Source organism: Novosphingobium sp. UBA6272 (assembly GCF_002440635.1).
Classification (GTDB): Bacteria; Pseudomonadota; Alphaproteobacteria; order Sphingomonadales; family Sphingomonadaceae; genus Novosphingobium.
This window is the reverse complement of record NZ_DJUW01000017.1, coordinates 217154-239362: the sequence shown is the minus strand read 5'-3', so window position 1 is coordinate 239362 and position 22209 is coordinate 217154. Positions and strand designations below refer to the sequence as shown.

Here is a 22209-nt window from a genome sequence, read left to right as displayed (position 1 = left end):
AGCCGGGGCTGCTCCGTATGGAGAGTACAGGACATGATGCCTGTACCATCCAACAGGAGCTTTCTCGATGACCAACAGCCTGATCCGCCGCCCGCTGACCCTCGCGCTTGCCGCGCTGGCTGCCGGCGCTTCGATCGCCGCCTTCGCCCCGGCCGCCGTGGCCGGCCATCACATGGGCGGCCATGCCGCCATGGCCTCGACCGTAGTCGACATCGCGGTCGGTTCGCCCGATCACAAGACGCTGGTAGCCGCCGTCAAGGCCGCCGGTCTGGTCGAGACTCTGCAGGGGAGCGGTCCCTTCACCGTCTTCGCCCCGACCGACGCCGCCTTCGGCAAGCTGCCGGCCGGCACAGTTGAAAGCCTGGTCAAGCCTGAGAACAAGCCGACCCTGACCAAGGTCCTGACCTATCACGTGGTCGCCGGTAAGGTCAGCGCCGCCGATCTCACCGCGCTGATCCGCAAGGGCAAGGGCAAGGCGGTGATCACCACGCTCGCCGGGCAAAAGCTGACCGCGCGGCTGCACGGCAAGTCGATCATGATCACCGACAGCCAGGGCCGCAAGGCGATGGTCACCGCTGCCAACCTCAAGGCCGGCAATGGTGTGGTCCATGTGGTCAACGGGGTCTTCCTGCCGGCCTGAAACCCAAGCGCCGCCGCCCTTTGACGGGCGGCGCCGCGGCCCCGTCCGGACCATTCACCCCCTTACCCACCGGACGGGGCCTTGCTTGCCTTTCCCGAACTCGTGGTCGCTCAGCGGAAAAATCCGCGCATTGATCGATTGGTTCATCCGGGGTTTCGTGCCTCCGGTCTATCTGGCACATCACAGGCAGCCCCGCGTTGGGGATGCAGGGAGACAAATCAATGAGCTATTCGACGATGCGCCACTGGCTGGCCGGCGGGGCGATGATAGTGGCGGTGGCCAGCATGGCCCATGCCCAGGAAGATCCGAAGGTCGCTTTCGAAGCGCGTTATGCCGAAATGACCGGAGCCATGTTGGCGAAGGATGGGACCAAGCTGGGGGCGATGCTGGCGCCCGAGTTCGAATCCACCGACATCCGCGGTGAAACCCACACCCGCGCCAACATGATCGAAAATCTGGCAAAGATGCCCCCTGAAATGGCCGAGATGAAGCCGGTCATCAAGGTGCTGTCGGTCAAGCAGAGCGGCGATACGGCATCGGTTGAAAACCAGATGACCATGCAGATCAAGCGCCCGGACGATAACGGCCAGGAAATCACACTCGAGATCGCGATGACCGGAGCCGACACCTGGGTGCAGCGCGGCGGCGCGTGGCTGCTGCAGAAGAGCGTCCAGAAGGAAATGACCGTCTCCAAGGACGGCGAAGTGGTGTTCAAGCAGGCCAACTGAGGCTCCTGCTGGTTAAGGAAAAGGCGGCGCCAACCCCTGTGGTCGACGCCGCCTTTCTATTTGTCGGTTAGGGGCTGGAAGAAGCTTAGGCCGCTTCTTCCTTGCCCTTCAGCACGCGGATCGGGTCCTTCCGGCCTTCGACCACGTCCTTGTCGACCACCACTTCGGCGATCTCGGTTTCGGTCGGAACGTCGAACATCGTGTCGAGCAGCAGGCCTTCGACGATCGAGCGCAGTCCGCGCGCACCGGTCTTGCGTTCGATTGCCTTCTTGGCGATCGCTTCCAACGCGTCGTCGGTAAAGGTCAGAGCGACGTCTTCCAGCTCAAACAGCTTGGCATACTGTTTGATCAGGGCGTTCTTCGGCTCCTTCAGGATCTTGACCAGCGCCTCGATATCGAGGTCTTCCAGCGTCGCGATCACCGGCAGGCGGCCGACGAACTCGGGGATCAGGCCGAATTTCAGCAGATCTTCCGGCTCAGCCTTTTGCAGCAGTTCGCCGACCTTACGCTTGTCAGGATCGGCCACGTGGGCGCCAAAGCCGATCGAGCGCTTTTGCAGCCGATCGGCGATGATCTTGTCCAGCCCGGCAAAGGCTCCGCCGCAGATGAACAGGATGTTGGTCGTATCGACCTGGAGGAATTCCTGCTGCGGATGCTTGCGCCCGCCCTGCGGTGGCACAGAGGCGGTAGTGCCTTCCATCAGCTTGAGCAGCGCCTGCTGCACCCCTTCACCCGACACGTCGCGGGTGATGCTGGGGTTTTCGGCCTTGCGGCTGATCTTGTCGATCTCGTCGATGTAGACGATTCCGTGCTGGGCTTTTTCAACATTATAGTCGCTGGCCTGAAGCAGCTTGAGGATGATGTTCTCAACATCCTCGCCCACGTAACCGGCTTCGGTCAGCGTGGTCGCGTCGGCCATGGTGAAGGGCACGTCGAAGGTCTTGGCGAGGGTCTGGGCCAACAGGGTCTTGCCGCAGCCCGTCGGTCCGACCAGCAGGATATTGGACTTCTGCAGTTCGATATCGCCGCCCTTGGAGCTGTGTTTCAGACGCTTGTAGTGGTTGTGGACCGCGACCGAGAGAACGCGCTTGGCCCGGTCCTGCCCGATCACATAGTCGTTCAGCGTTTCGAAGATATCCTTCGGCGTGGGGACACCGCCATCCTTCTTGCCGGCGATCCCGGCCTTGGTTTCCTCGCGGATGATGTCGTTGCACAGCTCGACGCATTCATCGCAGATGAACACGGTTGGCCCGGCAATAAGCTTGCGCACCTCATGCTGCGACTTCCCGCAGAAGCTGCAATAGAGGGTGCTTTTGGCGTCGGATCCGCTCAGTTTGGTCATGCTTTCGTCCACTTGCCCGCAAGGCGGGATTCGCCGGGAGTGTAACCCAGCGGAAACAATATTCAATCCTGCCCAGTATCAGCGCTGAATTGCAGTCACCTGAAGCGGCAGGGTTAGCAAAATCTTTTCAGCTTACTCGGGAGCGCCGCCGGTGCCGGTCGTATCATGTTCGCTATCGGGCCGGGTTTCGAACACCTTGTCGACCAAGCCGAAGGTTTTCGCCTCGGTGGCGTCGAGCCAGTTGTCACGGTCCACCGCCGCTTCGATCTCTTCGAGCGGCTTTCCGGTGTAACGTGCATAAAGCTCGTTCAGCCGCTTGCGCAGGCGCAGGATTTCGCGAGCCTGGATCTCGATATCGCTGGCCATGCCGCGCGCGCCGCCAGAAGGCTGGTGAATCATGATCCGCGCCTGCGGCAGCGCGATCCGCATTCCCGGCTCGCCTGCGGCCAGCAGGAACGAACCCATCGAACAGGCCTGGCCGATGCAAACGGTGGAAACCCGGGGCTTGATATACTGCATGGTATCGTGGATCGCGAGACCTGCGGTCACTACCCCGCCGGGCGAGTTGATATACATCGAGATATCCTTCGAGGGATTCTCGCTTTCCAGGAACAACAGCTGGGCGACGATTACCGAGGCCATGTGATCCTCGACCTCGCCGGTCACGAAGATGATCCGCTCGCGCAGCAGGCGTGAATAGATGTCAAAGCTGCGTTCGCCGCGGCTCGACTGCTCAACCACGACCGGGATCAGCGCGCCGGTAACGGGGTCGTGGGTAAACTTGCCTTGGCTGCCGGACGTGTTGAACAGATCGATCATGGGAATCCCTCTTGCTTGAAGCGCCTATGTCGCGACTGGCGCGCCGATGTTCAAGGGCGTTAACCGGTTTGCTGATGGATGGATGCTTGCATTGCCGCGCCAGAGACCGCAGCTTGCGCATTCTGCCTAGAATCCGGAAAGCCCGCCGATGCGCCTTCTCGTAGTTGCCAGCTTGCTCTCGCTCGTGATCGCCCAGCCCGCGCTGGCCAAACAACGCAAGGCTGCGCCAAACCCGCCCATCGCCAGCGAACAATCCGTCAACTCGGCTGCTGCTTCGGCTGCCGCGAAGGCCTATCTCAATGTCATTGCCGAATTGGACGACGATCCGTCAGGCCCGCGGCTCAACGCGGTGGTCGTGGTCAATCCCGCGGCCACCGCCGAGGCTGCCGCTCTGGCCAACACCGGAGTGCTGCGCGGGCGAACGGTGCTGGTGAAGGACAATATCGAAACCCGCGAGCTGCCTACAACCGCCGGCAGTCTGGCGCTGGCTGGCAATGCCACCTACCGCGATGCCCCGCTGGTGGCGCGGATGCGCGTGGCGGGCGGCGTGGTGCTGGGCAAGACCAATCTTTCCGAATGGGCCAACATCCGCGGCAGCCGCAGCTCTTCCGGCTGGTCCGGTGTCGGCGGGCAGACCCGCAATCCCCATGCGATCGACCGCAACCCCTGCGGCTCCAGCTCGGGCAGCGGGTCGGCGGTCGCGGCCGGCATGGCTTGGGCGGCGATCGGGACCGAGACCGACGGTTCGATCACCTGCCCGGCCAGCGCCAACGGCATCGTCGGTTTCAAGCCGACCGTCGGCCTGGTCAGCCGCACCCACGTGGTCCCAATCAGCAAGAGCCAGGACACGGCCGGGCCGATGGCCCGCAGCGTTACTGACGCCGCGCTGTTGCTGACCGCGATTGCCGGATCGGACTCCGCCGACCCCGCCACGGCCGAGGCGGACAAGTACAAGACCGATTTCACCGCCGGGCTTCCCACCGCCAACCTCAAGGGCGTCCGGATCGGGGTGCTGCGCAAGCAATCCGGCCCGCATGCCGGTGTCAACCGGCTGTTCGACCATGCCCAGGGCGATCTGATCGCGGGCGGGGCAATTCTGGTGCCAATCGACTACGACCCGCCGGGCGAGATGTTCCGCGATGAAGGGCTGGTGCTGCGGTTCGAGCTGAAAGAAGGGCTCAACGCCTACCTCGCCGGGCTGCCCGGCACGCCCAAGGTGCGAAGCCTGACCGATGTGATCGCCTTCAACAAGGCCACGCCAGAGGAGCTGCGCTGGTTCGGGCAGGACACGTTCGAATCCGCCGACAAGCTGGATGACCGCGCCGCTTATGAAAAGGCTCGGGCCAATTCGCAGCGGCTGGCGGGGCCCGAAGGGATCGACAAGCTGCTGGCTGACAACAAGGTATCCTTCCTGATCGCCCCGACCGAGGGACCGGCCTGGCCGATCGATCTGGTGACCGGCGACCATTTCCTGCCGGTCGGCGCCGGCAGTCTGGCTGCCATCGCCGGCTATCCGCACCTGACGGTGCCGATGGGCGCGGTTGAGGGTCTGCCGGTAGGGCTGTCCATCATCGGCCCCAAATGGGGCGACAAGGCCGTGCTCGAAGCCGGCGCGGCCTATGAACGTGCCCGCACGGTCACCCTGCCCGCACCCACCTTCAAGCGCTGGAGCGAATGAGCGCCACCCCTGCCCCGCTGTCCGTGCCCCGCGGTGCGGTGCTGTTCCGGCCGGAGGACGCTTGCCAGGGCTTCGTGGTGGTGCGCGAAGGCTCGATCAAGGTCTCGCTGACAGCAGAAAACGGGCGGGAGATCGTGCTCTATCGGGTGCGCCCGGGAGAGGTCTGCCTGCAGACCTTTGGCTGCCTGGTCAACGGCAACACCTATTCGGCCGAGGGGGTGGCGGAAACCGACCTTTTGCTTGAAATCATTCCGGCCGGCGAGTTCCAGCGCCGGGTCGAACAGGACCTTGCCTTTCGCCAGCAGCTGTTCAGCGCCGTCGCCGCCCGGTTTGCCGATCTCGAGCGGCTGGTGGAGGATGTCGCCCTGTCTTCAATCGAAGAGCGGCTGGCCCGCGCGCTGCTGCGGCTGGCTGGGCCGGGAACAACCGTCGACGCCACGCAGGAAGCCCTGGCGACCGAGATCGGATCGGCCCGTGAAGTGATCAGCCGACAGCTGGGCCTGTTTGCCCGCGCCGGGCTGGTCGAAGTGGCACGCGGCCACATCGCGCTGAAAGACCGCGCCGGGCTGCAAGCGCTGACTCACACGGCTATCTAGCGACGCCCCCCAGCGCAGCGTCGAAAAAGCGCACGACCTCGCGGTTCATCTCGCGGTGGAAGGCGGACCGGTCAAAACCTGCGGGATCGCTGCATAGGGCCGACGGCCGAAGCAGGCGGCATGGGACCAGGAAGGATAGGTGACCCGCCTTGGCGATCAGGTGGTAATCCGGCTGCGGCGCAAGGCCCGCCCGGATCACATCGCTGTTGCTGGCCAGCGGAACCCGATCGTCCGCGGCGCCCGCCCACAGCTGGACCGGAACCCGCACATCACGCAGCGCGCCGGGTGCCGCGAAGGTGAAGCCCAGACCCGGTGCGGCCACGACAACCGCCTTGATTCGCGGATCCTTGCGAAAGCCGGCTTCGCCCGCTGCTCCCTGCGGTGAAAGCAGCGGTGAGCGTCCGGCCTTCAGCACCTGGCAGACGAATTCTCCCGCGCCGCTGCAATGCCTGGCCACTGCCGCCATGGCGGGCCTGGCTCCGGCGGCGGTCAGCACCGTGAAGCCGCCGGCCGAAAAGCCGAAGGCCCCGATCCGCCGGGGATCGATCGCACCGCGACTGGTCCACTGGGTGGTCATGTAATCACCGGCAGCAATCAATTCGGCGTTGCGGCCGGACCAGAACCCGGCGCGCGCCATTCCGTCCTGCTCTTGCACATTGTCCCCCAGGTGCAGCGGCGCGGCGACGACATAGCCTGCCCCGGCGAGCGCCATGGCCAGATCGGCGTGGCTGCCCGGCCCGCCGCCATTGCCATGCGAAATCAGCACCAGCGGCAATTCTCGGCCGGCGACCGGACCGACCCAGGCGACATCGAGGAGGGTCGCACCAAGCAGCGTGGTGGGGCGCGGATCGGCGCTGGTGGGATACCAGACCGCGATTGGCAGCGCCTCTCCGCCTGGTCCGGTCGCACGCACGAGCTGGAATCCGATCGGTCGCTCGCTGCGTTCCACGTTGGTGAGAACCCAGACTGCGATTGCCCCAAGCAAAACCAGCAGCGCCAGGGCGACGGTCATCAAGACCTTGCGACGTTTCATTGTAAGGCTCCCGGTGGTTGCAGCAGGCGGTCGGCACAGCGCCGACCCAGAGAAAGCAGGGCGGTGCGAGACAGGGTGATCCCGTCGCTGCGGTGCAGCATGACCAGGCCATGGACCTGGGCCCACAGCGCGAAAGCAAATTCCAGCGGATCGCCGGGCGTGAGCCGGCCTGAGGCCTGTCCGGTCTCGATCTGGCGGACCATCAGCGCCACCACGCCTAGCTGGTCGGCGCGAAAATCGCGGATCTGGCGGCGGCGCGGGCTGGCGCGGAAGACAAAGCAGGCGTCGAAATGCTGCGGCTGGTCCAGCGAGAAAGCCAGGTATTCGCCCACCATCCGCTGCAGCCAACGGACCGGATCGCCGGCCGGAATGCGCTCGGCCCGCGCTTGCCAGACCGCGAAGGATTCGCTGGCCACCGCTGCCAGCAACGCTTCGCGGTTCTTGAAGTGCCAATAGATCGCCATCGGCGTCAGGCCAGCCGCGGCGCTGACCCGGCGCAGGCTGAAGCCGGCGATCCCGGATCGTTCCAGTTCCGCCCTGGCGCAAGCAAGGATCTGATCGCGAGTCGTCACTATACAGTGTATAATAGCGAAAGAACCTTCAGTCAAACGGGCTCACCCTCACCCATTTTCGGACATTGTGACTAAATCACAGACCGCCTCGCCCGAACCTGCAAATCCTGTTCCGCGAACAACAAACGAAGGAACCGATCATGACCAGAAACGAAGGACAAACCGATCGCATGCTGCGGATCATCGCGGGGCTGGTGCTGCTGGGGCTGGCCGTGACTGGCCACTACACGCCCTGGACCTGGATCGGGGTGGTGCCGCTGCTGACCGGCCTGATCGGCTGGTGCCCGGCCTATGCGTTGTTCGGCCTCAACACCTGCAAGGCGCGCTGAGGCCCAAACGAGAAAGGGCGCCCCCGCGGGGACGCCCTTTTGTTATACCAATGCCTTGAGGGTCAGGCCTTCTTGGCGGGAGCCTTCTTGGCGGCCGGCTTCTTGTCGGCAGCAGGCTTCTCAGCCTTCTCGGCCTTGGGAGCGGCTTCCTTCTTCTCAGCCTTGGGGGCCGCTTCCTTCTTGGCTTCCTTGGCCGGCTTGTCGTCAGCCTTGGCGGCAGCCTTCTTGGCCGGGGCCTTCTTCGCCTTGGCCGGGGCCGGGGCCTTCTTCGCCTTGGCCGGGGCCGGAGCGGTTTCTTCGGCCTCGATCGCGGCCTGCAGCTCTTCCTTGGTCACTTCGCGTTCGGTGACTTCGGCCTTGTCGAACAGGAAGTCGACGACCTTGTCTTCATAAAGCGGGGCACGCAGCTGGGCCGCGGCAAGCGGATCCTGCTGGATGAATTCGACGAAGCGCTGGCGGTCTTCCTGACGGTACTGCTGCGCCGCCTGGGTGACCAGCATCTGCATTTCTTGGCTAGTCACTTCGACGCCGTTAGCCTGACCGATTTCGGAGAGCAGCAGGCCCAGGCGGACGCGGCGCACGGCGATCGTGCGATAGTCTTCCTTTTCAGCCTCGATTTCCTTCAGCGCCTCGGCCGGATCGGGCTCGTTCTGGGCTTCCTGCTGAAGCTGGGCCCAGATCTGCTGGAATTCCGCCTCGACCATGCTCGGCGGAACATCGAAATCGTGATCGGCGGCGAGCAGATCGAGCAGTGCGCGCTTCATCTGGGTGCGGGTCAGCCCGGCACTTTCCTGCTCCAGCTGGCCGCGCAGCAGGCCCTTGAGCTGCTCAAGGCTTTCAAGACCCAGCGACTTGGCGAAATCGTCGTCCGGGGTGCTTTCACCCGGAACCTTCACCGCCTTGACGGTGATGTCGAAGGTCGCGGCCTGGCCCTTGAGGTTTTCGGCCGGATAGTCAGCCGGGAAGGTCACGGTGATGGTCTTCTCGTCGCCGGCCTTCACGCCCACCAGCTGCTCTTCGAAGCCGGGGATGAAGCGGTTGGCGCCCAGTTCCAGCGCGGTGTCGGTGGCGCTGCCGCCATCGAAGGCCACGCCATCGAGCTTGCCGACGAAGTCGATGATCAGCTGATCGCCGTTTTCGGCCTTCTTGCCCTTCTTGGCATCGGTGAAGCTCTTGGCACCGGCGGCCAGCTTGGCCAGCTGCTCGTCAACTTCGGTTTCGGCCACCGGAACGACCAGCTTTTCCAGCTTGAGACCTTCCAGCGAGGGAGTTTCGATGACCGGAAGAACTTCCAGATCGACCGTCAGCTCGGCATCCTTGCCTTCTTCATAGCCTTCGCCCAGCGCAATCTGCGGCTGCATCGCGGGACGCAGCTTGTTGTCGGCGATCACCTTGTCGATCGCTTCACGCACGGTGGTATTGAGCGCTTCCTGGTGGAGCTGCGGGCCGTGCATCTTCTTGACCAGATTGGCCGGCACCTTGCCCGGACGGAAGCCCGGCATGCGCACCTGCGGAGCGATCTTGGTGACTTCGCCGTCGATCTTCGCGGCGATGTCCTTCGCGTTGATCGTCACCGTGTAGGCGCGCTTCAAACCCTGGTTGCTGGTCTCGACAATCTGCATGACAATGGAAGCCTTCTAGCAAAAATGCGCTTCGGCGGAGGAAGCGGGCCGGTACTGGTGCGGGCGAAGGGACTCGAACCCCCACATCTTGCGATACTGGTACCTAAAACCAGCGCGTCTACCAGTTCCGCCACGCCCGCAAGCCCGACGAAGTGTGAATCAAGGCGTGGCCCTTAGTGGCCGCGCGCTGAAAGGGCAAGGGTTAGCGGTTCAGTTCAGCGCAGTCCTAGAACGGTGGCCAGATTTGCCGCCCATCCCGTCCTGCCCCGGGGCAGGACCGATTTGAGGGGAACCTGGCAATCGAGGCAATAGGCCTGGGCTCCGCGCACAGTGCCGAGCCACTGCAATTCGGCCAGGGCGCCGGCCAGCCGCTGCTCCTGTTGCGCAGCAAACAGTCCGGCTAGGTCGGTTGCCGACTGCTGACCCTCCTCCTCTTCATCGCCGCCCATCAGCCGATCGAGCAGCGAGCCATAGGGATCGGCATCGCTGCCGTAATATTCGGCGTGCCATTTCTCCAGCTTGGCCGCGCTCGCCGCGAAGGCCAGCGCATCGTCGAGCCCGCCGAACTGGTCGACCAGGCCGTTCTGGCGCGCGGTTCCGCCATCCCAGACGCGCCCTTCGGCAATCGCCTCGATCTGCGCCGGCTGCTTGCCGCGTGATTTGGCGACCAGACCGATGAAGCGCCCGTAATTGCTTTCGATATTGGCCTGCATCATCCGCTCGGCTTCAGGGGTCAAACCGCCCAGCAGGTCGGGCTGGCCCGACAGCGGGGTGGTCTTGACCCCGTCGGAACTGACCCCGAAGCTCTGCAGCGTCTGTTCGAAGCTGGGGATCAACGCGAAGATCCCGATCGATCCGGTGATTGTCCCGGGTTCGGCAAAGATCCGGCTGGCCGGGGTTGATACCCAATAGCCGCCGCTGGCCGCGACGTTGGCCATGGAGACCACGACCGGGCGTCCCTTGGCCTTGAAACGTTCCAGCGCAAGCCGGATCCGTTCGGAGGCATAGACCGAGCCGCCAGGCGAATCGACCCGCAGGACCAGCGCCTTGGCATCCTCGGTATTGGCCTTGTCGATCAGTTTCGCGATCCGGTCGCCGCCGGCCAGCCCCGGTCCGGCCTTGCCGTCGACGATCTGCCCGGCGACGGTGACTACGGCCACTTCCTCGCCGCCGTCCTCTTCCGGATGAGCAGCCAGCAGGGTTTCATAGCGGTTGTGGGCAAAGCTGCCGGGCACTTCGGCCAGCACGTCTTCGCCAGCGATCGCCTTGACCCGGTCGCCAAAGGCCACTTCATCGCCCAGTTTGTCGACCAGACCGGCGCTCAGCGCGGCCTTGCCGGCATCGCCCCCGGCGGCCTCGAGCCAGCCGGCCGGGTCGCTTGTGACCAGCTGGATATTGGCCTTGGGCCGGGCCTTGGCCACATCGGCCTTCCACGCATCCCAGACCGAGCCCAGCACCGCGCGGCGGGCTTCCTTCGATGGGTCGGAGCCCTTGTCGAGAATATAGGGCTCCACCGCGTCCTTGAACGTGCCGACCTTGTAGACGTGGACCTTGACGTTGTAGCGCTTCAGCAGGTTGGCATAGTACAGCCGGTTGCCGCCGGGTCCGGTCACGAATGCCCCGCCCAGCGGGTGCAGCCAGACCTCGCTGGCATGGGCCGCAAGCATCACCCCGTCATCGGTATAGGCCATGGCATAGGTCAGCACCGGCTTTTTGGCGGCGCGGACCTTGTCCATCGCCGCGCCCAGTTCCTGCATGTTGACCAGCCCGCCGCCCATGAACTGCGACAGATCGAGCACAACCGCCTTGATCCGGTCATCCTCGGCCGCAAGCTCGATCGCCCGGGTCAGGTCGCGGGCCTTGTATTCGCGCGGTTGGGATGCCCCGCCGAACAGACCCTGCAAGGGATCACGCGGAGCGGGCTCTTCCACCACCACGCCATTGATTCGCAGCAGCAAGGCTCCATCGACCAACGTTCCCGGGCTGGGTCGCCCTGTGAGAATCCCATAAAGCAAGATGAAAAACATCAGCATGAAGACCAGGACCAGGCCGTCCTTGATCGCCACCAGAAAATGCCAGACTTTGCGGGCGAATGTCATGCCGTGTCCCTTGCAACCGTTTGCCGGGACATAGGGACCGCCCGGGCGCTTGGCGAGTCCGGCATCGACCAGCACCCAAGCAGCATCGGCGGGTGACAAGCAAGAAGCCGTGCTTGCCACAGAAGGGCATGGTGGCTAAGGCACCGTCTTCAATGACATCGCCGAACGCACCGCACGCGGACCGCTACCCTGCCGGTTCCGCCGCCTTCCCGCAGCGCGACCTGATCGCGCTGGCCGGACTCGCCCCGTGGGAGATCCTGTTCCTGCTCGACGAGGCGGAACAATGGGTCGAACTGAACCGCCAGCCGCACAAGCGCGATGACCGCCTGGCCGGGCTGACGATCATCAACGCCTTCTTCGAAAACTCCACCCGGACACTGCTCAGCTTCGAAATTGCGGGGAAGCGCCTTGGCGCCGACGTGGTCAACATGCTGGTCGCGCAAAGCTCGGTGAAGAAAGGCGAAACGCTGATCGACACGGCGATGACGCTGAACGCGATGCACGCCGATGCGATGGTGATCCGCCACCAGAGTTCGGGCGCGGTGCGGCTGATCGCCGAGAAGGTCGATTGCCCGGTGCTCAATGCCGGGGACGGACAGCACGAGCACCCGACCCAGGGCCTGCTCGATGCATTGACGATCCGGAAGGCCAAGGGCGAATTCGCCGGTCTGACGATCACGATCTGCGGCGACATCCTGCACAGCCGGGTCGCCCGTTCAAACATCCACTGCCTGACCACGCTGGGGGCCGAGGTGCGGGTCTGCGCTCCGCCCGCGCTGATGCCCGCCGATATCGAGGCGCTGAAGGTGCGGCCCTATTACGACTTCGACGCTGCCCTGGCCGGGGCTGACGTAGTAATGATGCTTCGGCTGCAACAGGAACGGATGAGCGGCCAGTTCATCCCCAGCCCGCGCGAATACCGCCACCTTTACGGCCTGACGCTGGACCGGCTGGCCCGGGCCAAGGGCGACGCGCTGGTCATGCATCCGGGGCCGATGAACCGCGGGATCGAGATCGACAGCAATGTCGCCGACCTGCCGGGCCGCAGCGCCATCACCGCCCAGGTCGAGATGGGCGTGGCGATCCGCATGGCCTGCCTCGATGTGCTGACCCGGCGAAGCCGCAAGGTGGAGGGATGGGCATGAGCAGCGTCCGTCCCCTGACCATCTTCAACGGCCAGCTGGTCCTGCCCGGGGCCCGGCCGGTTCCGGGTACGCTGCGCTGCGCCGGCGGGCGGATCACCGCACTGGGCGGGGCCGAACCGCAGGACGGCGATCTGGTGATCGATGCCCGCGGAGCCCTGATCGCTCCCGGCTTGGTCGATCTGGGCGTTTTCGCGATCGATAAGCCGGCGTTCCATTTCGGCGGTATCACCCGCGCCGCGCTGATGCCCGATCAGGGCGTGGTGCTGGACAAGCGGTCTGCGGTGCGGTTCGCCGCGCAATCGGGCAAGCCCGACCTGTGGGTCCATCCGCTTGCCGCCGCGACGCGCGGTCTGGAAGGGCTTGAACTCGCCGAGCTGGCGCTGATGCGCGATGCCGGGGCCAAGGCGGTCGCCACCGGGCGACGCTGGATCGCCGATACCGGCGTGATGCACCGGCTGCTGTCCTATTGCGCGATGCTGGGGCTGACCGTGGTGACCCATGCCGAGGATTCGGGGCTGACTGGCAACGCGGTTGCCACCGCCGGGGAAATGGCGACCCGGCTCGGCCTGCCCGCCGCCCCCGCCGAGGCCGAGGCGCTGGCCGTGGCGCGCGATCTGGCCCTGGCCGAGATGTCCGGAGCGCGGCTGCACATCCGGCAGGTGACGACGGCGCGGGCTCTGGATCTGGTGCGCCACGCCAAGCAGCGCGGCATGAAGGTGACGGCTGGAGTTACCCCCGCCCACTTAATGCTCTCCGACGTGGCGCTGGGTGACTACCGCACTTTCACCAAGCTGTCCCCGCCGCTGCGCAGCGAGGCGGACCGCCAGGCGGTGCGCGCAGCAATCGGCGACGGCACGATCGACGTGATCGCCTCGGGCCACGATCCGCGCGGGCCGGAGGACAAGCGCCTGCCCTTCACCGATGCCGAACCCGGCATGGCCGGTGCTGAAACCCTGCTGCCGTTGACGCTCAGCCTCGTGCGCGATGGGGTGATTGATCTGGCGCGGGCCTTTGAACTGATTGCGACCAATCCTGCTGCAATCCTCGGAGTTGACGCAGGCAAGCTGGCGGTCGGCTCGGAAGCCGACGTGGCGCTGATCGATCCGGCCAAGCCGTGGGTGGTCGATTCGGACATGATGGCAGCGGCGGCAGGCAATACCCCGTTCGACAAGCAAGGGGTTGAAGGCCGGGTAACCGCGCTGTTCAAGGGCGGCATGCCGATCGACCTATAGCAAACCCCCTCCCACCGGGTGGCGGAAGGGGGCTGGCGTGGGCTTTTCTGCCCGTTGTGACCCGGTTTTCGGTGTTATTTCTTGCGGGCGTTGCTCGGCCCGGCCGGAGCAGCCTTGGGCTTGGCTGCAGCCATGGCCGGTGCCTTGGGCTTGGCCTTGGCAGCATAGGCCGGAGCATTGGCGGCGCGGCCCGTGGTCGCATAGGCGAAGCAGACCCCTCCGCGCGACTTGACCTTGGAACACAGCCCGCCCGCACCGTTGCCGTCAAGGCCCACGGCGGCAACGCGCCAGAACTTCTTGCCGCGGACAGTGGCCGGGGTGATGTTCATCCTGAAATTGCGTAGTTCGGCGTTGCGGGCGGCGTAATAGCCCCAGGCGCGACGGGCACCCTGTTCGCTCGAGAACGAACCAAGCTGGACAGCGTGGCTGGAACCCTTGCCGATCACCGGCGCAGCGGCGCGGCGCGGACGCAGGCCCGGACGGTGTGCAGCGGGTGCCGCTGGAGCGACAGCAACCTGAGCAGCAACAGCACGGGCCGGCTTCTTGGCCTTGGGTGCAACCGAGCGATCGGGCAACGAAGCCGGGATCGGCTGAACCACCGGGGTTTCGCTGAAGGTCGCGGCAAAGCTGCGGGCCGGGACCGGTTCAGCCGGAGCCGCTTCTGCCACGGGCGCGCTGACTGGCTGATATTGGGCCAGTTCGGTCGGATTGGCATTCGCCGCAGGCAGCTCGCCATTCGCGGCAAAAGTCGGAGCCGGGGCGCGCTGGGCACCGGTTTCGGCGGCCAGCTGTTCCTGATCGGGGCTGGCATTTAGCGCCAATTGGGCCGGCATCCCTTGGTCTGCACGGACCGGAGCGCCGAGCAGGCCGGCGACGCGGACGCGGCCGTCTTCGGGACGTGAACGGCTGGCCCAGCTGCTGATCCGGGCGTCCAGCTTGTCAGCCGGAACGTCCTGAGCGGCCATTAGCCGGGCTTCACGCCAGCGACCATCGAGGGCAAAGGCATAGGCCAGGTTCTGGCGCAGCTTCGGAGTGTTTTCACCGCCGCGCAGCGCATCCGAAAGAATCGCGACACCGCGGCTCGATTCGCCGGCCAGGGCATAAGCCAGGCCAAGGTCCGCAACCGGGATCGCATCGCGCCAATCGTCAAGGATCGCCACCGCTTCGCGGTTCTTGCCCATGCCCGAATAGGCCAAACTGAGACTAAGCGCGGTGCGGGCCGAATTGTCACCCAGCTTCATCGCATCGTCGAGCGACTGCGCGGCCGATTCAAAGCGACCTGCGCGCAGGTAGGCCTGGCCCAGGATCGCCCGGTAGCCGGCTTCCTTCGGGTTCGCGGCGACCAGTTCTTCGGCCATCGCAATGGCTTTTTCGACCTGCCCACTGGCCAGTGCTTTCCTGGCTTCGGCCGCCACCTTGTCAGGCGCGGGCTTGGCAACGACGGCGCTGGACGAAAAGCCAGCACCCGTGGCGATTGCCACGGCCATGACCCCGGCCAGTCCCAGGGGGAGGACAGAACGGCGGATACGATTGGACTTCATGGGAGGTCTCCCTTCTACGGAAATCATTTGCGCTTCTTTGCCAGCTTGCTGGCGAATTCGGCTGCATCGGGTACTTCGGAAATCATACGGTCGAGCGCTTCGGTGACCAGTGACTGGGCACTGCGCCCCGTGATGGTGCAGGCCAGCCGCAGCTTCAGGTGACGTTCGGCATCGAGCCGCAGGGTAAATGCGGCACGGCGACCATCAGCGAGGGCCGAGCGTCGCTCTGCTGCAACCTGGCGGGCCAGATCACGTTGCTGGCGTACCACTTCGGGCACATCGCTGCCCTGATGGAGCGCCAGGACTTCACCGGTAACATGGGGTTCGCCCATGTCGTTCCAACCCAGGTCGTCGTGATCGGTTGGCTGGTCCTGCACGGCCAGCGCGCTGGCCGCAGGGCGCATCGCCGGACGGGCTCCGCCCTTGCGCGCCAAAAGGCGCGGGCCAAGCGAAGCGATGGGTTTCGGTCCGGTCATGCCCCCAGCCGCCCTTGCTTAAGAGCCGGCAACGCGGCGGCCGAAGCCGCCGGCGGGACGATGAACACCCTGGACCGAAGAAACGCTGGCCGGAGCGGCGAAAACCGTGCGACGGAAGTTCTTTTCCAGGCGATCCGAGATGTAGTTCCACAGTGCGGTCACCTCGGCGGCGCTGCGTCCGTTGGGATCCACCTCCATCACGGTGCGACCATCGATCATCGAAGCCGCAAAGTCGGTGCGGTGATGCAGCGTGATCGGGGCGACTGTGCCGTGCTGCGACAATGCAACTGCGGCTTCCGAAGTGATCTTGGCCTTGGGCGTGGCGGCGTTGACCACGAAGATCAGCGGCTTGCCGGCCCTTTCGCACAGATCGACCGTAGCGCCCACGGCGCGCAGGTCATGCGGGCTTGGGCGGGTCGGAACAACGATCAGTTCGGCAACCGAAATCACCGACTGGATCGCCATGGTAATTGCCGGCGGGGTATCGATTACCGCAAGGCGAAAGCCTTGCTGGCGCAGTACGGCCAGATCCTGTGCAAGGCGCGCAACAGTCGTCTGGGCGAAAGCGGGGAATTCATCCTCGCGCTCGTTCCACCAATCGGCCAGCGAACCCTGCGGGTCGATGTCGATCAGCACGACCGGTCCAGCGCCTGCGCGCTGGGCTTGCACGGCAAGGTGCCCGGACAGGGTCGTTTTCCCCGATCCGCCCTTCTGCGATGCCAATGCCAATACTCGCAAAGCCGTTCCCCCTTGGAAAATTACAGCAAACCCAATTCGAGTTGCCGTGGGGGATCGCAGATCGTTCCTAATTTTGAGTTAACGTGCAGCCTCCGTTCAGCTCCGGAGACGGAATCAGGGCTTCAACAAAAGCTTTGCTAACGGGGCGTTTACTATGTCAGTTAACCAATCGGTGCCGCCTGTGCGGCAAGGGAACGGTTATGTGGCTCGCCCAATGCCTGAACCGGGCAGCCGAAAAACGGGACGAAATTCGATGGGTCGCAAACCTTTGCTCGCACTGCTGCTCGCAGCCACCGGGGTGATTCTTTCCAGCCAAGCGCTGGCTGATACCAAGGCCGGGGTCGATGCCTGGACCCGTGGCGACTTCGCTGTGGCGATCAAGGAGTGGCAGGCCGCCGCGCTGAAAGGCGATGCCGATGCACTGTTCAACCTTGGCCAGGCCTACAAGCTGGGCAAGGGCGTAACGCAGGATCTGGCCAAGGCCGAAGAGCTGTTTAGCCGGGCCGCGGCGATGGGCCACATGCAGGCGGCCGACAATTACGGCCTGCTGCTGTTCCAGCGTGCAGAGACCTATCGCAAGGCGGCCGGTGCCAATGTTGATCCGCGCGTGGCCGAATTGAAGTCCAAGGCCCTGCCCTTCATTCGCGCCGCAGCCGATCGCGGCGATCCGCGCGCACAGTATCTGCTGGGCCTCGCCCACTTCAACGGTGAACAGGTGCCCAAGGACTGGGTCCGTGCCTATGCCTTGGTTAGCCTGGCCCGCAATCAGGGCCTGACCCTGGCAACACCCGCATTGCAGCAGATGGATGGATACATTCCGCTGGAGCAGCGCCAGCAGGCGGTGCAGCTTGCCGCCCAACTGCAGGCCGATGCAGATGCTACCCGCGCGCGGCAATTGGCCGCCGTCGATCTGGGCGCGCAGGTGCCGAATGCAGGAACGCTTCCGGCGACCCGCCCGACTCCAACCACGCGGCCGCCGGTGGTAACCGCCGCCCCGCCCCCGGCACCGCGCCCGGTCGTGATCGCCGCTGCGGCTCCCGCTCCACGTCCGGCCGCGGTCTCGCCGCCGCCCGCACCCAAACCTGCCGCTGCGCCAACCGGCACCTGGCGGATCCAGTTGGGGGCCTTCGGCCAGGCGGCCAATGCCGATGCGCTGTGGGCCAAGGTCAAGGGGCGGCCCGAACTGGCCGGCCACCCGCGCCTCAACGTCAAAGCCGGGGCGGTGACCAAGCTTCAGGCCGGAGGATTTGCGAGCCAGGCCGCAGCCCAGGCGGCCTGCGCCAAGCTAAAGGCCGGCGGTTTCGAATGCGTCGCCACCGCGGGCTGATTGGTGGAGGAAGCCGCGCCTTCGCGGATCCGCACGCTTGACCTGATCCGCGGGGTCGCGGTGCTCGGCATACTGGCGGTCAACGTGGCCAGCTTTGCCGCGCCGACCTCGGCAACCTATTCCCCCAACCTGCCCAGCCCGGGAAGCGCGGCCGACAATTGGGCCTATGCCTTCACGCTGCTGTTCTTCGAAGGCAAGATGCGGGCGCTGTTCTCGATGCTGTTCGGGGCCAGCCTGCTGCTCTATATCGACCGCAAGGAAGCGGCCGGTGGCGACGGCGCAGGAATGCAGCTGCGCCGGCTGGTCTGGCTGGCGCTGTTCGGCCTGCTCCATTTCGCACTGTTCTGGGATGGCGACATCCTGTTCATGTATGCCTGCGTCGGGCTCGGCTCGCTGGCGCTCTACCGCGCGCCGCCGGCGGCGATGGTGGTTCTGGCCCTGGGCACCTTCACCCTGTGGCAGGCCTGGGGCGCGGCCAGCTGGGCTACCTCCGCCGAGCGCGAAGCGCGGGTCATGGCCGGAACCGCCAGCCCGAAAGAGCGCTGGGATCACGCGATGGTGGTGGCCGAGAACCGCCGCGAGGATGACGCCGACCGCAAGGCCACGCTTTCGTCATACACGACCGAGATCGAAACCCGCCTGCGCAAGCATCCCGATTATCCGCTGGCCATGCTGGCGCACAATTGGGGCGAGACGCTGAGCTATGTGCTGATCGGCATGGCCTTGCTCAAGTCTGGTTTCTTTGCCGGAGGCTGGTCCAGGCGGCGACTGCGCCTGCTGGCCTTTGGTGCCTTGCCGCTGGGCCTGGCGCTCACCGCAATGTTCACCGCCTATGTTCATGCCCGCGGCTATCCCGAACTGATGATGCACCTGGCGCTGCGCTCGATCCTCGGCTTTCCGCACCTGCTGATGGCACTGGGTTATGCAGCCTGCCTGGTGCTGCTGGCATCACGCCTCCAGCTGAGCGCTTTCGGTCAAAGATGCGAGGCAGCTGGGCGAATGGCCTTCAGCAACTACATCGGCAGCACCGTGGTGATGTGCGCCCTGTTCTATGGCTGGGGACTGGGCCTGTTCGGTCAATACGGCGCAGCCGGGCAATGGCAGTTCGTCCTGCTCGGCTGGGCGCTGATGCTCGGCTGGAGCAAGCCCTGGCTGGCCCGGTTCCGGCAAGGGCCACTCGAATGGCTGTGGCGCAGCCTGACCGAATGGCGGCGCGCGCGTTTCATCCGCTAGTTGCTATTGCGAGCGATTCGCATTATATCTGGCAGCGACTCACCGGAGTGCCGCGATGTACATCTGCGTCTGCAATGCCATCAAGGAATGCGACCTGCGTGCCGCCGCCCGCCAGGTGCCGGGCGATGCCGACGCGGTTTACGCTTCGCTGGGCAAGACCCCGCAGTGCGGCCAGTGCCTCGACGACGCCGCGCTGATCCTGATCGAGGAACGCGCAAAAGCGCGCAGCCGCCAGCTGGCCTGATCTGCGATTGCCTTGCAATCGCGGCCCCGGATTCGCGCAGGTTTTCTGACTTTTCCAGCCACGCGCGGCTTGTCGCGCAGGACCCGCAGGTGCATAGTCCCAAGCGGAGGGATAGCAACGGAGACCGGCATGCAGGGCGACCCCCAAGTCATCGACTTTCTCAACAAGGCGCTGCTCAACGAGCTGACCGCGATCAACCAGTACTGGCTGCATTACCGCATGCTGGACAACTGGGGCATCAAGAAGCTCGCCGAGTACGAGCGCCACGAATCGATCGACGAGATGAAGCATGCCGACAAGCTGGCGGACCGGATCCTGTTCCTCGAAGGACTGCCCAATTTCCAGGCAATCGGCCGGCTCCGGGTGGGCGAAAACGTCGAGGAGATACTTAAAGCCGACCTGGCTGTGGAGCACGAGGCGATCCCGCTGCTGAAGGAAGCGATCGCCCACTGCGAAGCCGTTCGCGATTTCGTCAGCCGCGACCTCTTCGCGGAAATCCTCGGCAATGAGGAGGAGCATGTCGACTTCCTCGAAAAGCAGTTCGAGATGATCGCTCGGATGGGGCTGCAGAACTACATCCAGCTGCAGAGCGAGGCGGCTGGAGGCTGATGGTCAAGAGGGTTCTTGCATTTGCGCTCTTTGCGGCACTGGCCGCGCCCGCCACTGCGGGAATCGAAAAGCCCAAGCAGGTTTCGGCTGCCAAGTCCGTAAAATCCGGCCAGGGCGTTGTGATCATCTCGATCCGCAGCGAGATCTTTCTACCCGACAAGCTTGACGTCTTCTTTGCGCGCGAGGGGGATGCTCCGGGCAAGGATGCGCTGGTCGTGCGCTTTTCGCGCAGCCAGTCGATGCTGGCAATTGGCAATGATACGACCGATTATGCTGTGAAAAGCTACGCCCTGCCGGCGGGTCGCTATCGTCTGGTTGCCCACGGCGTGAATTGCCCAGGCGTACCGCCGCCGGGCATGGGCTGCGCGATCCGGGTTGGGGCCGGCCCCATGATCTCGCGGCCCAGCAGGGGCTATGCGGGCGAGACCCCGAGCTTTGTTGTCGAAGCTGGCAAACTGACTGTGGCGGGGGACTTCCTGCTGGCCAATTCAAACCAGATGTTTTGGTCAGCCCTGCCCGATGCGAAACTGGATGTTGCCAAGAGCAAGTTCTCAGCGCTGGAGCTTGTCGCCCCGCCAGCGGTGCCGGAGGGATTCGTGTTGACCCGCCCGGTCAGGCCGGCCGGGATGTTCGACAATTTCGGGCGCAAGTATTGATCGCCCGATAGTGGTGCCAAGCAGAACCGGTCTGGTGCCCTAATTCTTGAACGGATTCTTCGGGCTGCGCAGCATCAGCCGTACCGGCACCGCGTCAAAGCCCAGGTCGCGGCGCAGCGAATTGGTCAGATAGCGCTGATAGCTCATCGGCAGGTCATCCAGCCGGGTCCCGAACAGCACGAAGCCGGGCGGGCGGGTCTTGGCCTGGGTGATATAGCGCAGCTTGATCCGCTTGCCACCGGGTGCGGGTGGCGGATTGCGTTCCAGCGCTTCATCGAACCATTTGTTGAGCAGCGCGGTCGGCACGCGCTTTGACCAGGCGGCGCGGATTTCGAAGCCGACCTTGATCAGCATATCGAGCCCCTTGCCGGTCCGGGCCGAAACGGTCAGCACCGGCAGGCCCTTGACCTGGCTCAGGCCGTCCTCGAGCGCGCTCTTGATCCCGTTGAACAGGGTCGAGGCATCTTCCTCGGCGTCCTTGCCGGCCACGTCCCATTTGTTGATCGCGATGATCAGTGCGCGGCCTTCTTCCAGCACCATGCTGGCGATCTTGAGGTCCTGGTGCTCCAGCCCGCGGGTGGCATCGAGCAGCAGGACCACGACTTCGGCAAAATCGACCGCGTGGCGGGCATCGGCAACGGCGAGCTTTTCGAGCTTGTCGGTGACTGCCGCCTTCTTGCGCATGCCGGCGGTGTCGATCAGCCGGACCGGGCGCTTCTCGCCGCTGTCGGGATCGGTCCATTCCCAGTCGATCGCAATCGAATCGCGCGTGATCCCGGCCTCGGGCCCGGTCAGCAAACGATCTTCCTTGAGGAAGGCGTTGATCAGCGTGCTCTTGCCGGCATTGGGCCGCCCGACGATCGCGAGCTTGAGCGGCGCCTTGTTGAGCGCCTCCTCGTCTTCCTCGTCGAACGGCTCGAACTCGTCTTCTTCCGGCTGCAGCGGCTCAAGGATCGGCAGCAGCGCCTCGAACAGGTCGCTCATCCCGGTGCCGTGCTCGGCCGAGAACGGGATCGGATCGCCGAAGCCGAGCGAGAACGCCTCGTAAACTCCGTGGTCGCCAGACTTGCCCTCGGCCTTGTTGGCGACCAGCACCACCGGCACTTCGCTTTCGCGCAGGTAGCGGCCGATTTCCTCGTCCAGCGGGGTCAGTCCGGCGCGGGCATCGATCACGAACAGCGCGACGTCAGCACCGACCAGCGAGGCCTCGGTCTGTTGGCGCATGCGGCCCGGAAGGCTGGAGGGATCCTCATCCTCCCACCCAGCGGTGTCGACCACCGTGAAATCGAGCCCGAGCAGGTGCGCTTCGCCAAACCGGCGGTCGCGGGTCACCCCGGGCTGATCGTCGACCAGCGCCAGCTTTTTGCCGACCAGCCGGTTCCACAGCGTGGACTTGCCGACGTTGGGACGGCCAATAATGATGACTTGCGGAAGCGCCATGTTGCGCCCCTGCGCCGGGCGGCAATATTTTGCAAGGTTTGCGGCAAATGCTTGCCGCGCCGTTAACCACACAGCGCAGTCCAGCCCTAACCACCTATCGGCAACAAGGG

22 protein-coding genes and 1 tRNA gene are annotated in these 22209 nt (G+C 64.9%); 12 read left to right on the top strand and 11 right to left on the bottom strand.

What is annotated here, in order from left to right:
* The first annotated feature begins 67 nt into the window (after nucleotides 1-67).
* The gene (locus tag B2V17_RS10095) at nucleotides 68-640 is read left to right on the top strand and encodes a fasciclin domain-containing protein (protein ID WP_292997242.1); all 573 of its coding nucleotides are present in this window, start codon (nucleotides 68-70) and stop codon (nucleotides 638-640) included.
* Nucleotides 641-861: 221 nt separating this feature from the next.
* Entirely contained in the window at nucleotides 862-1368 is a 507-nt protein-coding gene (locus B2V17_RS10090) for a nuclear transport factor 2 family protein (RefSeq protein ID WP_292997240.1), read from the top strand.
* An 85-nt stretch (nucleotides 1369-1453) separates the two neighbouring features.
* Here the strand turns inward: B2V17_RS10090 and clpX are convergent, their stop codons facing one another.
* Nucleotides 1454-2710: an ATP-dependent Clp protease ATP-binding subunit ClpX gene (gene clpX / locus B2V17_RS10085; protein ID WP_292997238.1), complete on the bottom strand. Its 1257-nt coding sequence runs from the start codon at nucleotides 2708-2710 to the stop codon at nucleotides 1454-1456.
* Nucleotides 2711-2842: 132 nt separating this feature from the next.
* Nucleotides 2843-3529: an ATP-dependent Clp endopeptidase proteolytic subunit ClpP gene (gene clpP / locus B2V17_RS10080; protein ID WP_292997236.1), complete on the bottom strand. Its 687-nt coding sequence runs from the start codon at nucleotides 3527-3529 to the stop codon at nucleotides 2843-2845.
* Nucleotides 3530-3677: 148 nt separating this feature from the next.
* Here clpP and B2V17_RS10075 point away from each other — a divergent pair, with 148 nt between their 5' ends.
* Nucleotides 3678-5207 carry an amidase gene (locus tag B2V17_RS10075; RefSeq protein ID WP_292997234.1) on the top strand — a complete coding sequence of 510 codons (1530 nt, stop codon included), beginning with the start codon at nucleotides 3678-3680 and terminating at the stop codon, nucleotides 5205-5207.
* Nucleotides 5204-5803: a Crp/Fnr family transcriptional regulator gene (locus B2V17_RS10070; protein WP_292997232.1), complete on the top strand. Its 600-nt coding sequence runs from the start codon at nucleotides 5204-5206 to the stop codon at nucleotides 5801-5803. Before B2V17_RS10075 ends, B2V17_RS10070 begins: the two co-directional genes overlap by 4 nt.
* On the opposite strand, the gene B2V17_RS10065 is transcribed toward B2V17_RS10070, so the two are convergent.
* Together B2V17_RS10065 and B2V17_RS10060 are read right to left on the bottom strand one after the other, a co-directional pair.
* Nucleotides 5796-6836, bottom strand: coding sequence for an alpha/beta hydrolase family protein (locus B2V17_RS10065; RefSeq protein ID WP_292997230.1), 1041 nt, complete (start codon nucleotides 6834-6836; stop codon nucleotides 5796-5798). The two genes, B2V17_RS10070 and B2V17_RS10065, sit on opposite strands and share 8 nt — an antisense overlap.
* Nucleotides 6833-7408, bottom strand: coding sequence for a TetR/AcrR family transcriptional regulator (locus tag B2V17_RS10060; protein WP_292997228.1), 576 nt, complete (start codon nucleotides 7406-7408; stop codon nucleotides 6833-6835). Before B2V17_RS10060 ends, B2V17_RS10065 begins: the two co-directional genes overlap by 4 nt.
* Nucleotides 7409-7548: 140 nt before the next feature.
* Between B2V17_RS10060 and B2V17_RS10055 the strand changes: the two genes are divergently transcribed.
* Nucleotides 7549-7737: a YgaP family membrane protein gene (locus B2V17_RS10055; RefSeq protein ID WP_292997226.1), complete on the top strand. Its 189-nt coding sequence runs from the start codon at nucleotides 7549-7551 to the stop codon at nucleotides 7735-7737.
* Between the two features lie 62 nt (nucleotides 7738-7799).
* Here B2V17_RS10055 and tig read toward each other — a convergent pair whose 3' ends face one another.
* The 3 genes from tig to sppA form a co-directional block, all read right to left on the bottom strand.
* Complete coding sequence (gene tig, locus B2V17_RS10050; protein ID WP_292997224.1) at nucleotides 7800-9359, bottom strand: trigger factor; 1560 nt, start codon at nucleotides 9357-9359, stop codon at nucleotides 7800-7802.
* A 55-nt stretch (nucleotides 9360-9414) separates the two neighbouring features.
* Nucleotides 9415-9499 (bottom strand) — tRNA-Leu (locus B2V17_RS10045).
* Between the two features lie 75 nt (nucleotides 9500-9574).
* Nucleotides 9575-11557, bottom strand: coding sequence for a signal peptide peptidase SppA (sppA, locus tag B2V17_RS10040; RefSeq protein ID WP_292997222.1), 1983 nt, complete (start codon nucleotides 11555-11557; stop codon nucleotides 9575-9577).
* Between the two features lie 53 nt (nucleotides 11558-11610).
* On the opposite strand from sppA, the gene B2V17_RS10035 reads away from it, so the two are divergent.
* On the top strand, nucleotides 11611-12603 hold the full coding sequence (locus B2V17_RS10035; protein ID WP_292997220.1) for an aspartate carbamoyltransferase catalytic subunit: 993 nt from the start codon (nucleotides 11611-11613) through the stop codon (nucleotides 12601-12603).
* Nucleotides 12600-13835, top strand: a complete 1236-nt coding sequence (locus B2V17_RS10030) for a dihydroorotase (protein ID WP_292997218.1) — start codon at nucleotides 12600-12602, stop codon at nucleotides 13833-13835. Before B2V17_RS10035 ends, B2V17_RS10030 begins: the two co-directional genes overlap by 4 nt.
* Nucleotides 13836-13909: 74 nt before the next feature.
* On the opposite strand, the gene B2V17_RS10025 is transcribed toward B2V17_RS10030, so the two are convergent.
* From B2V17_RS10025 to B2V17_RS10015, 3 genes are read right to left on the bottom strand one after another with little or no spacing between them, the layout of a single operon-like run.
* Nucleotides 13910-15376 carry a tetratricopeptide repeat protein gene (locus tag B2V17_RS10025; RefSeq protein ID WP_292997216.1) on the bottom strand — a complete coding sequence of 489 codons (1467 nt, stop codon included), beginning with the start codon at nucleotides 15374-15376 and terminating at the stop codon, nucleotides 13910-13912.
* A 23-nt stretch (nucleotides 15377-15399) separates the two neighbouring features.
* A complete protein-coding gene (locus tag B2V17_RS10020) occupies nucleotides 15400-15852 on the bottom strand; it encodes a hypothetical protein (protein WP_292997214.1) in 453 nt (150 codons plus the stop codon).
* An 18-nt stretch (nucleotides 15853-15870) separates the two neighbouring features.
* Nucleotides 15871-16590, bottom strand: coding sequence for a ParA family protein (locus B2V17_RS10015; protein ID WP_292997212.1), 720 nt, complete (start codon nucleotides 16588-16590; stop codon nucleotides 15871-15873).
* Nucleotides 16591-16843: 253 nt separating this feature from the next.
* Here B2V17_RS10015 and B2V17_RS10010 point away from each other — a divergent pair, with 253 nt between their 5' ends.
* The 5 genes from B2V17_RS10010 (at nucleotide 16844) to B2V17_RS09990 (ending at nucleotide 20659) form a co-directional block, all read left to right on the top strand.
* Nucleotides 16844-17917 carry an SPOR domain-containing protein gene (locus B2V17_RS10010; RefSeq protein WP_292997210.1) on the top strand — a complete coding sequence of 358 codons (1074 nt, stop codon included), beginning with the start codon at nucleotides 16844-16846 and terminating at the stop codon, nucleotides 17915-17917.
* A gap of 3 nt (nucleotides 17918-17920) precedes the next feature.
* Complete coding sequence (locus tag B2V17_RS10005) at nucleotides 17921-19150, top strand: DUF418 domain-containing protein (RefSeq protein ID WP_292997208.1); 1230 nt, start codon at nucleotides 17921-17923, stop codon at nucleotides 19148-19150.
* Nucleotides 19151-19205: 55 nt separating this feature from the next.
* Nucleotides 19206-19394: a (2Fe-2S)-binding protein gene (locus B2V17_RS10000; RefSeq protein WP_292997206.1), complete on the top strand. Its 189-nt coding sequence runs from the start codon at nucleotides 19206-19208 to the stop codon at nucleotides 19392-19394.
* A 129-nt stretch (nucleotides 19395-19523) separates the two neighbouring features.
* On the top strand, nucleotides 19524-20003 hold the full coding sequence (gene bfr / locus B2V17_RS09995; RefSeq protein ID WP_292997205.1) for a bacterioferritin: 480 nt from the start codon (nucleotides 19524-19526) through the stop codon (nucleotides 20001-20003).
* A complete protein-coding gene (locus tag B2V17_RS09990; protein ID WP_292997204.1) occupies nucleotides 20003-20659 on the top strand; it encodes a hypothetical protein in 657 nt (218 codons plus the stop codon). The genes bfr and B2V17_RS09990 overlap by 1 nt, the downstream gene beginning before the upstream one ends.
* A gap of 39 nt (nucleotides 20660-20698) precedes the next feature.
* Here the strand turns inward: B2V17_RS09990 and der are convergent, their stop codons facing one another.
* On the bottom strand, nucleotides 20699-22099 hold the full coding sequence (gene der, locus B2V17_RS09985) for a ribosome biogenesis GTPase Der (protein ID WP_292997203.1): 1401 nt from the start codon (nucleotides 22097-22099) through the stop codon (nucleotides 20699-20701).
* Between the last annotated feature and the right edge of the window lie 110 nt (nucleotides 22100-22209).

Bases quoted from the DNA above. Each gene is read 5' to 3' on its own strand.
- tig (WP_292997224.1), bottom strand. From the start codon at position 9,359: ATGCAGATTGTCGAGACCAGCAACCAGGGTTTGAAGCGCGCCTACACG.
- clpP (WP_292997236.1), bottom strand. From the start codon at position 3,529: ATGATCGATCTGTTCAACACGTCCGGCAGCCAAGGCAAGTTTACCCAC.
- B2V17_RS10000 (WP_292997206.1), top strand. From the start codon at position 19,206: ATGTACATCTGCGTCTGCAATGCCATCAAGGAATGCGACCTGCGTGCC.
- B2V17_RS09990 (WP_292997204.1), top strand. From the start codon at position 20,003: ATGGTCAAGAGGGTTCTTGCATTTGCGCTCTTTGCGGCACTGGCCGCG.
- B2V17_RS10030 (WP_292997218.1), top strand. From the start codon at position 12,600: ATGAGCAGCGTCCGTCCCCTGACCATCTTCAACGGCCAGCTGGTCCTG.
- B2V17_RS10090 (WP_292997240.1), top strand. From the start codon at position 862: ATGAGCTATTCGACGATGCGCCACTGGCTGGCCGGCGGGGCGATGATA.
- B2V17_RS10070 (WP_292997232.1), top strand. From the start codon at position 5,204: ATGAGCGCCACCCCTGCCCCGCTGTCCGTGCCCCGCGGTGCGGTGCTG.
- B2V17_RS10025 (WP_292997216.1), bottom strand. From the start codon at position 15,376: ATGAAGTCCAATCGTATCCGCCGTTCTGTCCTCCCCCTGGGACTGGCC.
- B2V17_RS10020 (WP_292997214.1), bottom strand. From the start codon at position 15,852: ATGACCGGACCGAAACCCATCGCTTCGCTTGGCCCGCGCCTTTTGGCG.
- B2V17_RS10095 (WP_292997242.1), top strand. From the start codon at position 68: ATGACCAACAGCCTGATCCGCCGCCCGCTGACCCTCGCGCTTGCCGCG.
- B2V17_RS10075 (WP_292997234.1), top strand. From the start codon at position 3,678: ATGCGCCTTCTCGTAGTTGCCAGCTTGCTCTCGCTCGTGATCGCCCAG.
- B2V17_RS10065 (WP_292997230.1), bottom strand. From the start codon at position 6,836: ATGAAACGTCGCAAGGTCTTGATGACCGTCGCCCTGGCGCTGCTGGTT.
- bfr (WP_292997205.1), top strand. From the start codon at position 19,524: ATGCAGGGCGACCCCCAAGTCATCGACTTTCTCAACAAGGCGCTGCTC.
- der (WP_292997203.1), bottom strand. From the start codon at position 22,099: ATGGCGCTTCCGCAAGTCATCATTATTGGCCGTCCCAACGTCGGCAAG.
- B2V17_RS10035 (WP_292997220.1), top strand. From the start codon at position 11,611: ATGACATCGCCGAACGCACCGCACGCGGACCGCTACCCTGCCGGTTCC.
- B2V17_RS10055 (WP_292997226.1), top strand. From the start codon at position 7,549: ATGACCAGAAACGAAGGACAAACCGATCGCATGCTGCGGATCATCGCG.
- B2V17_RS10010 (WP_292997210.1), top strand. From the start codon at position 16,844: ATGGGTCGCAAACCTTTGCTCGCACTGCTGCTCGCAGCCACCGGGGTG.
- clpX (WP_292997238.1), bottom strand. From the start codon at position 2,710: ATGACCAAACTGAGCGGATCCGACGCCAAAAGCACCCTCTATTGCAGC.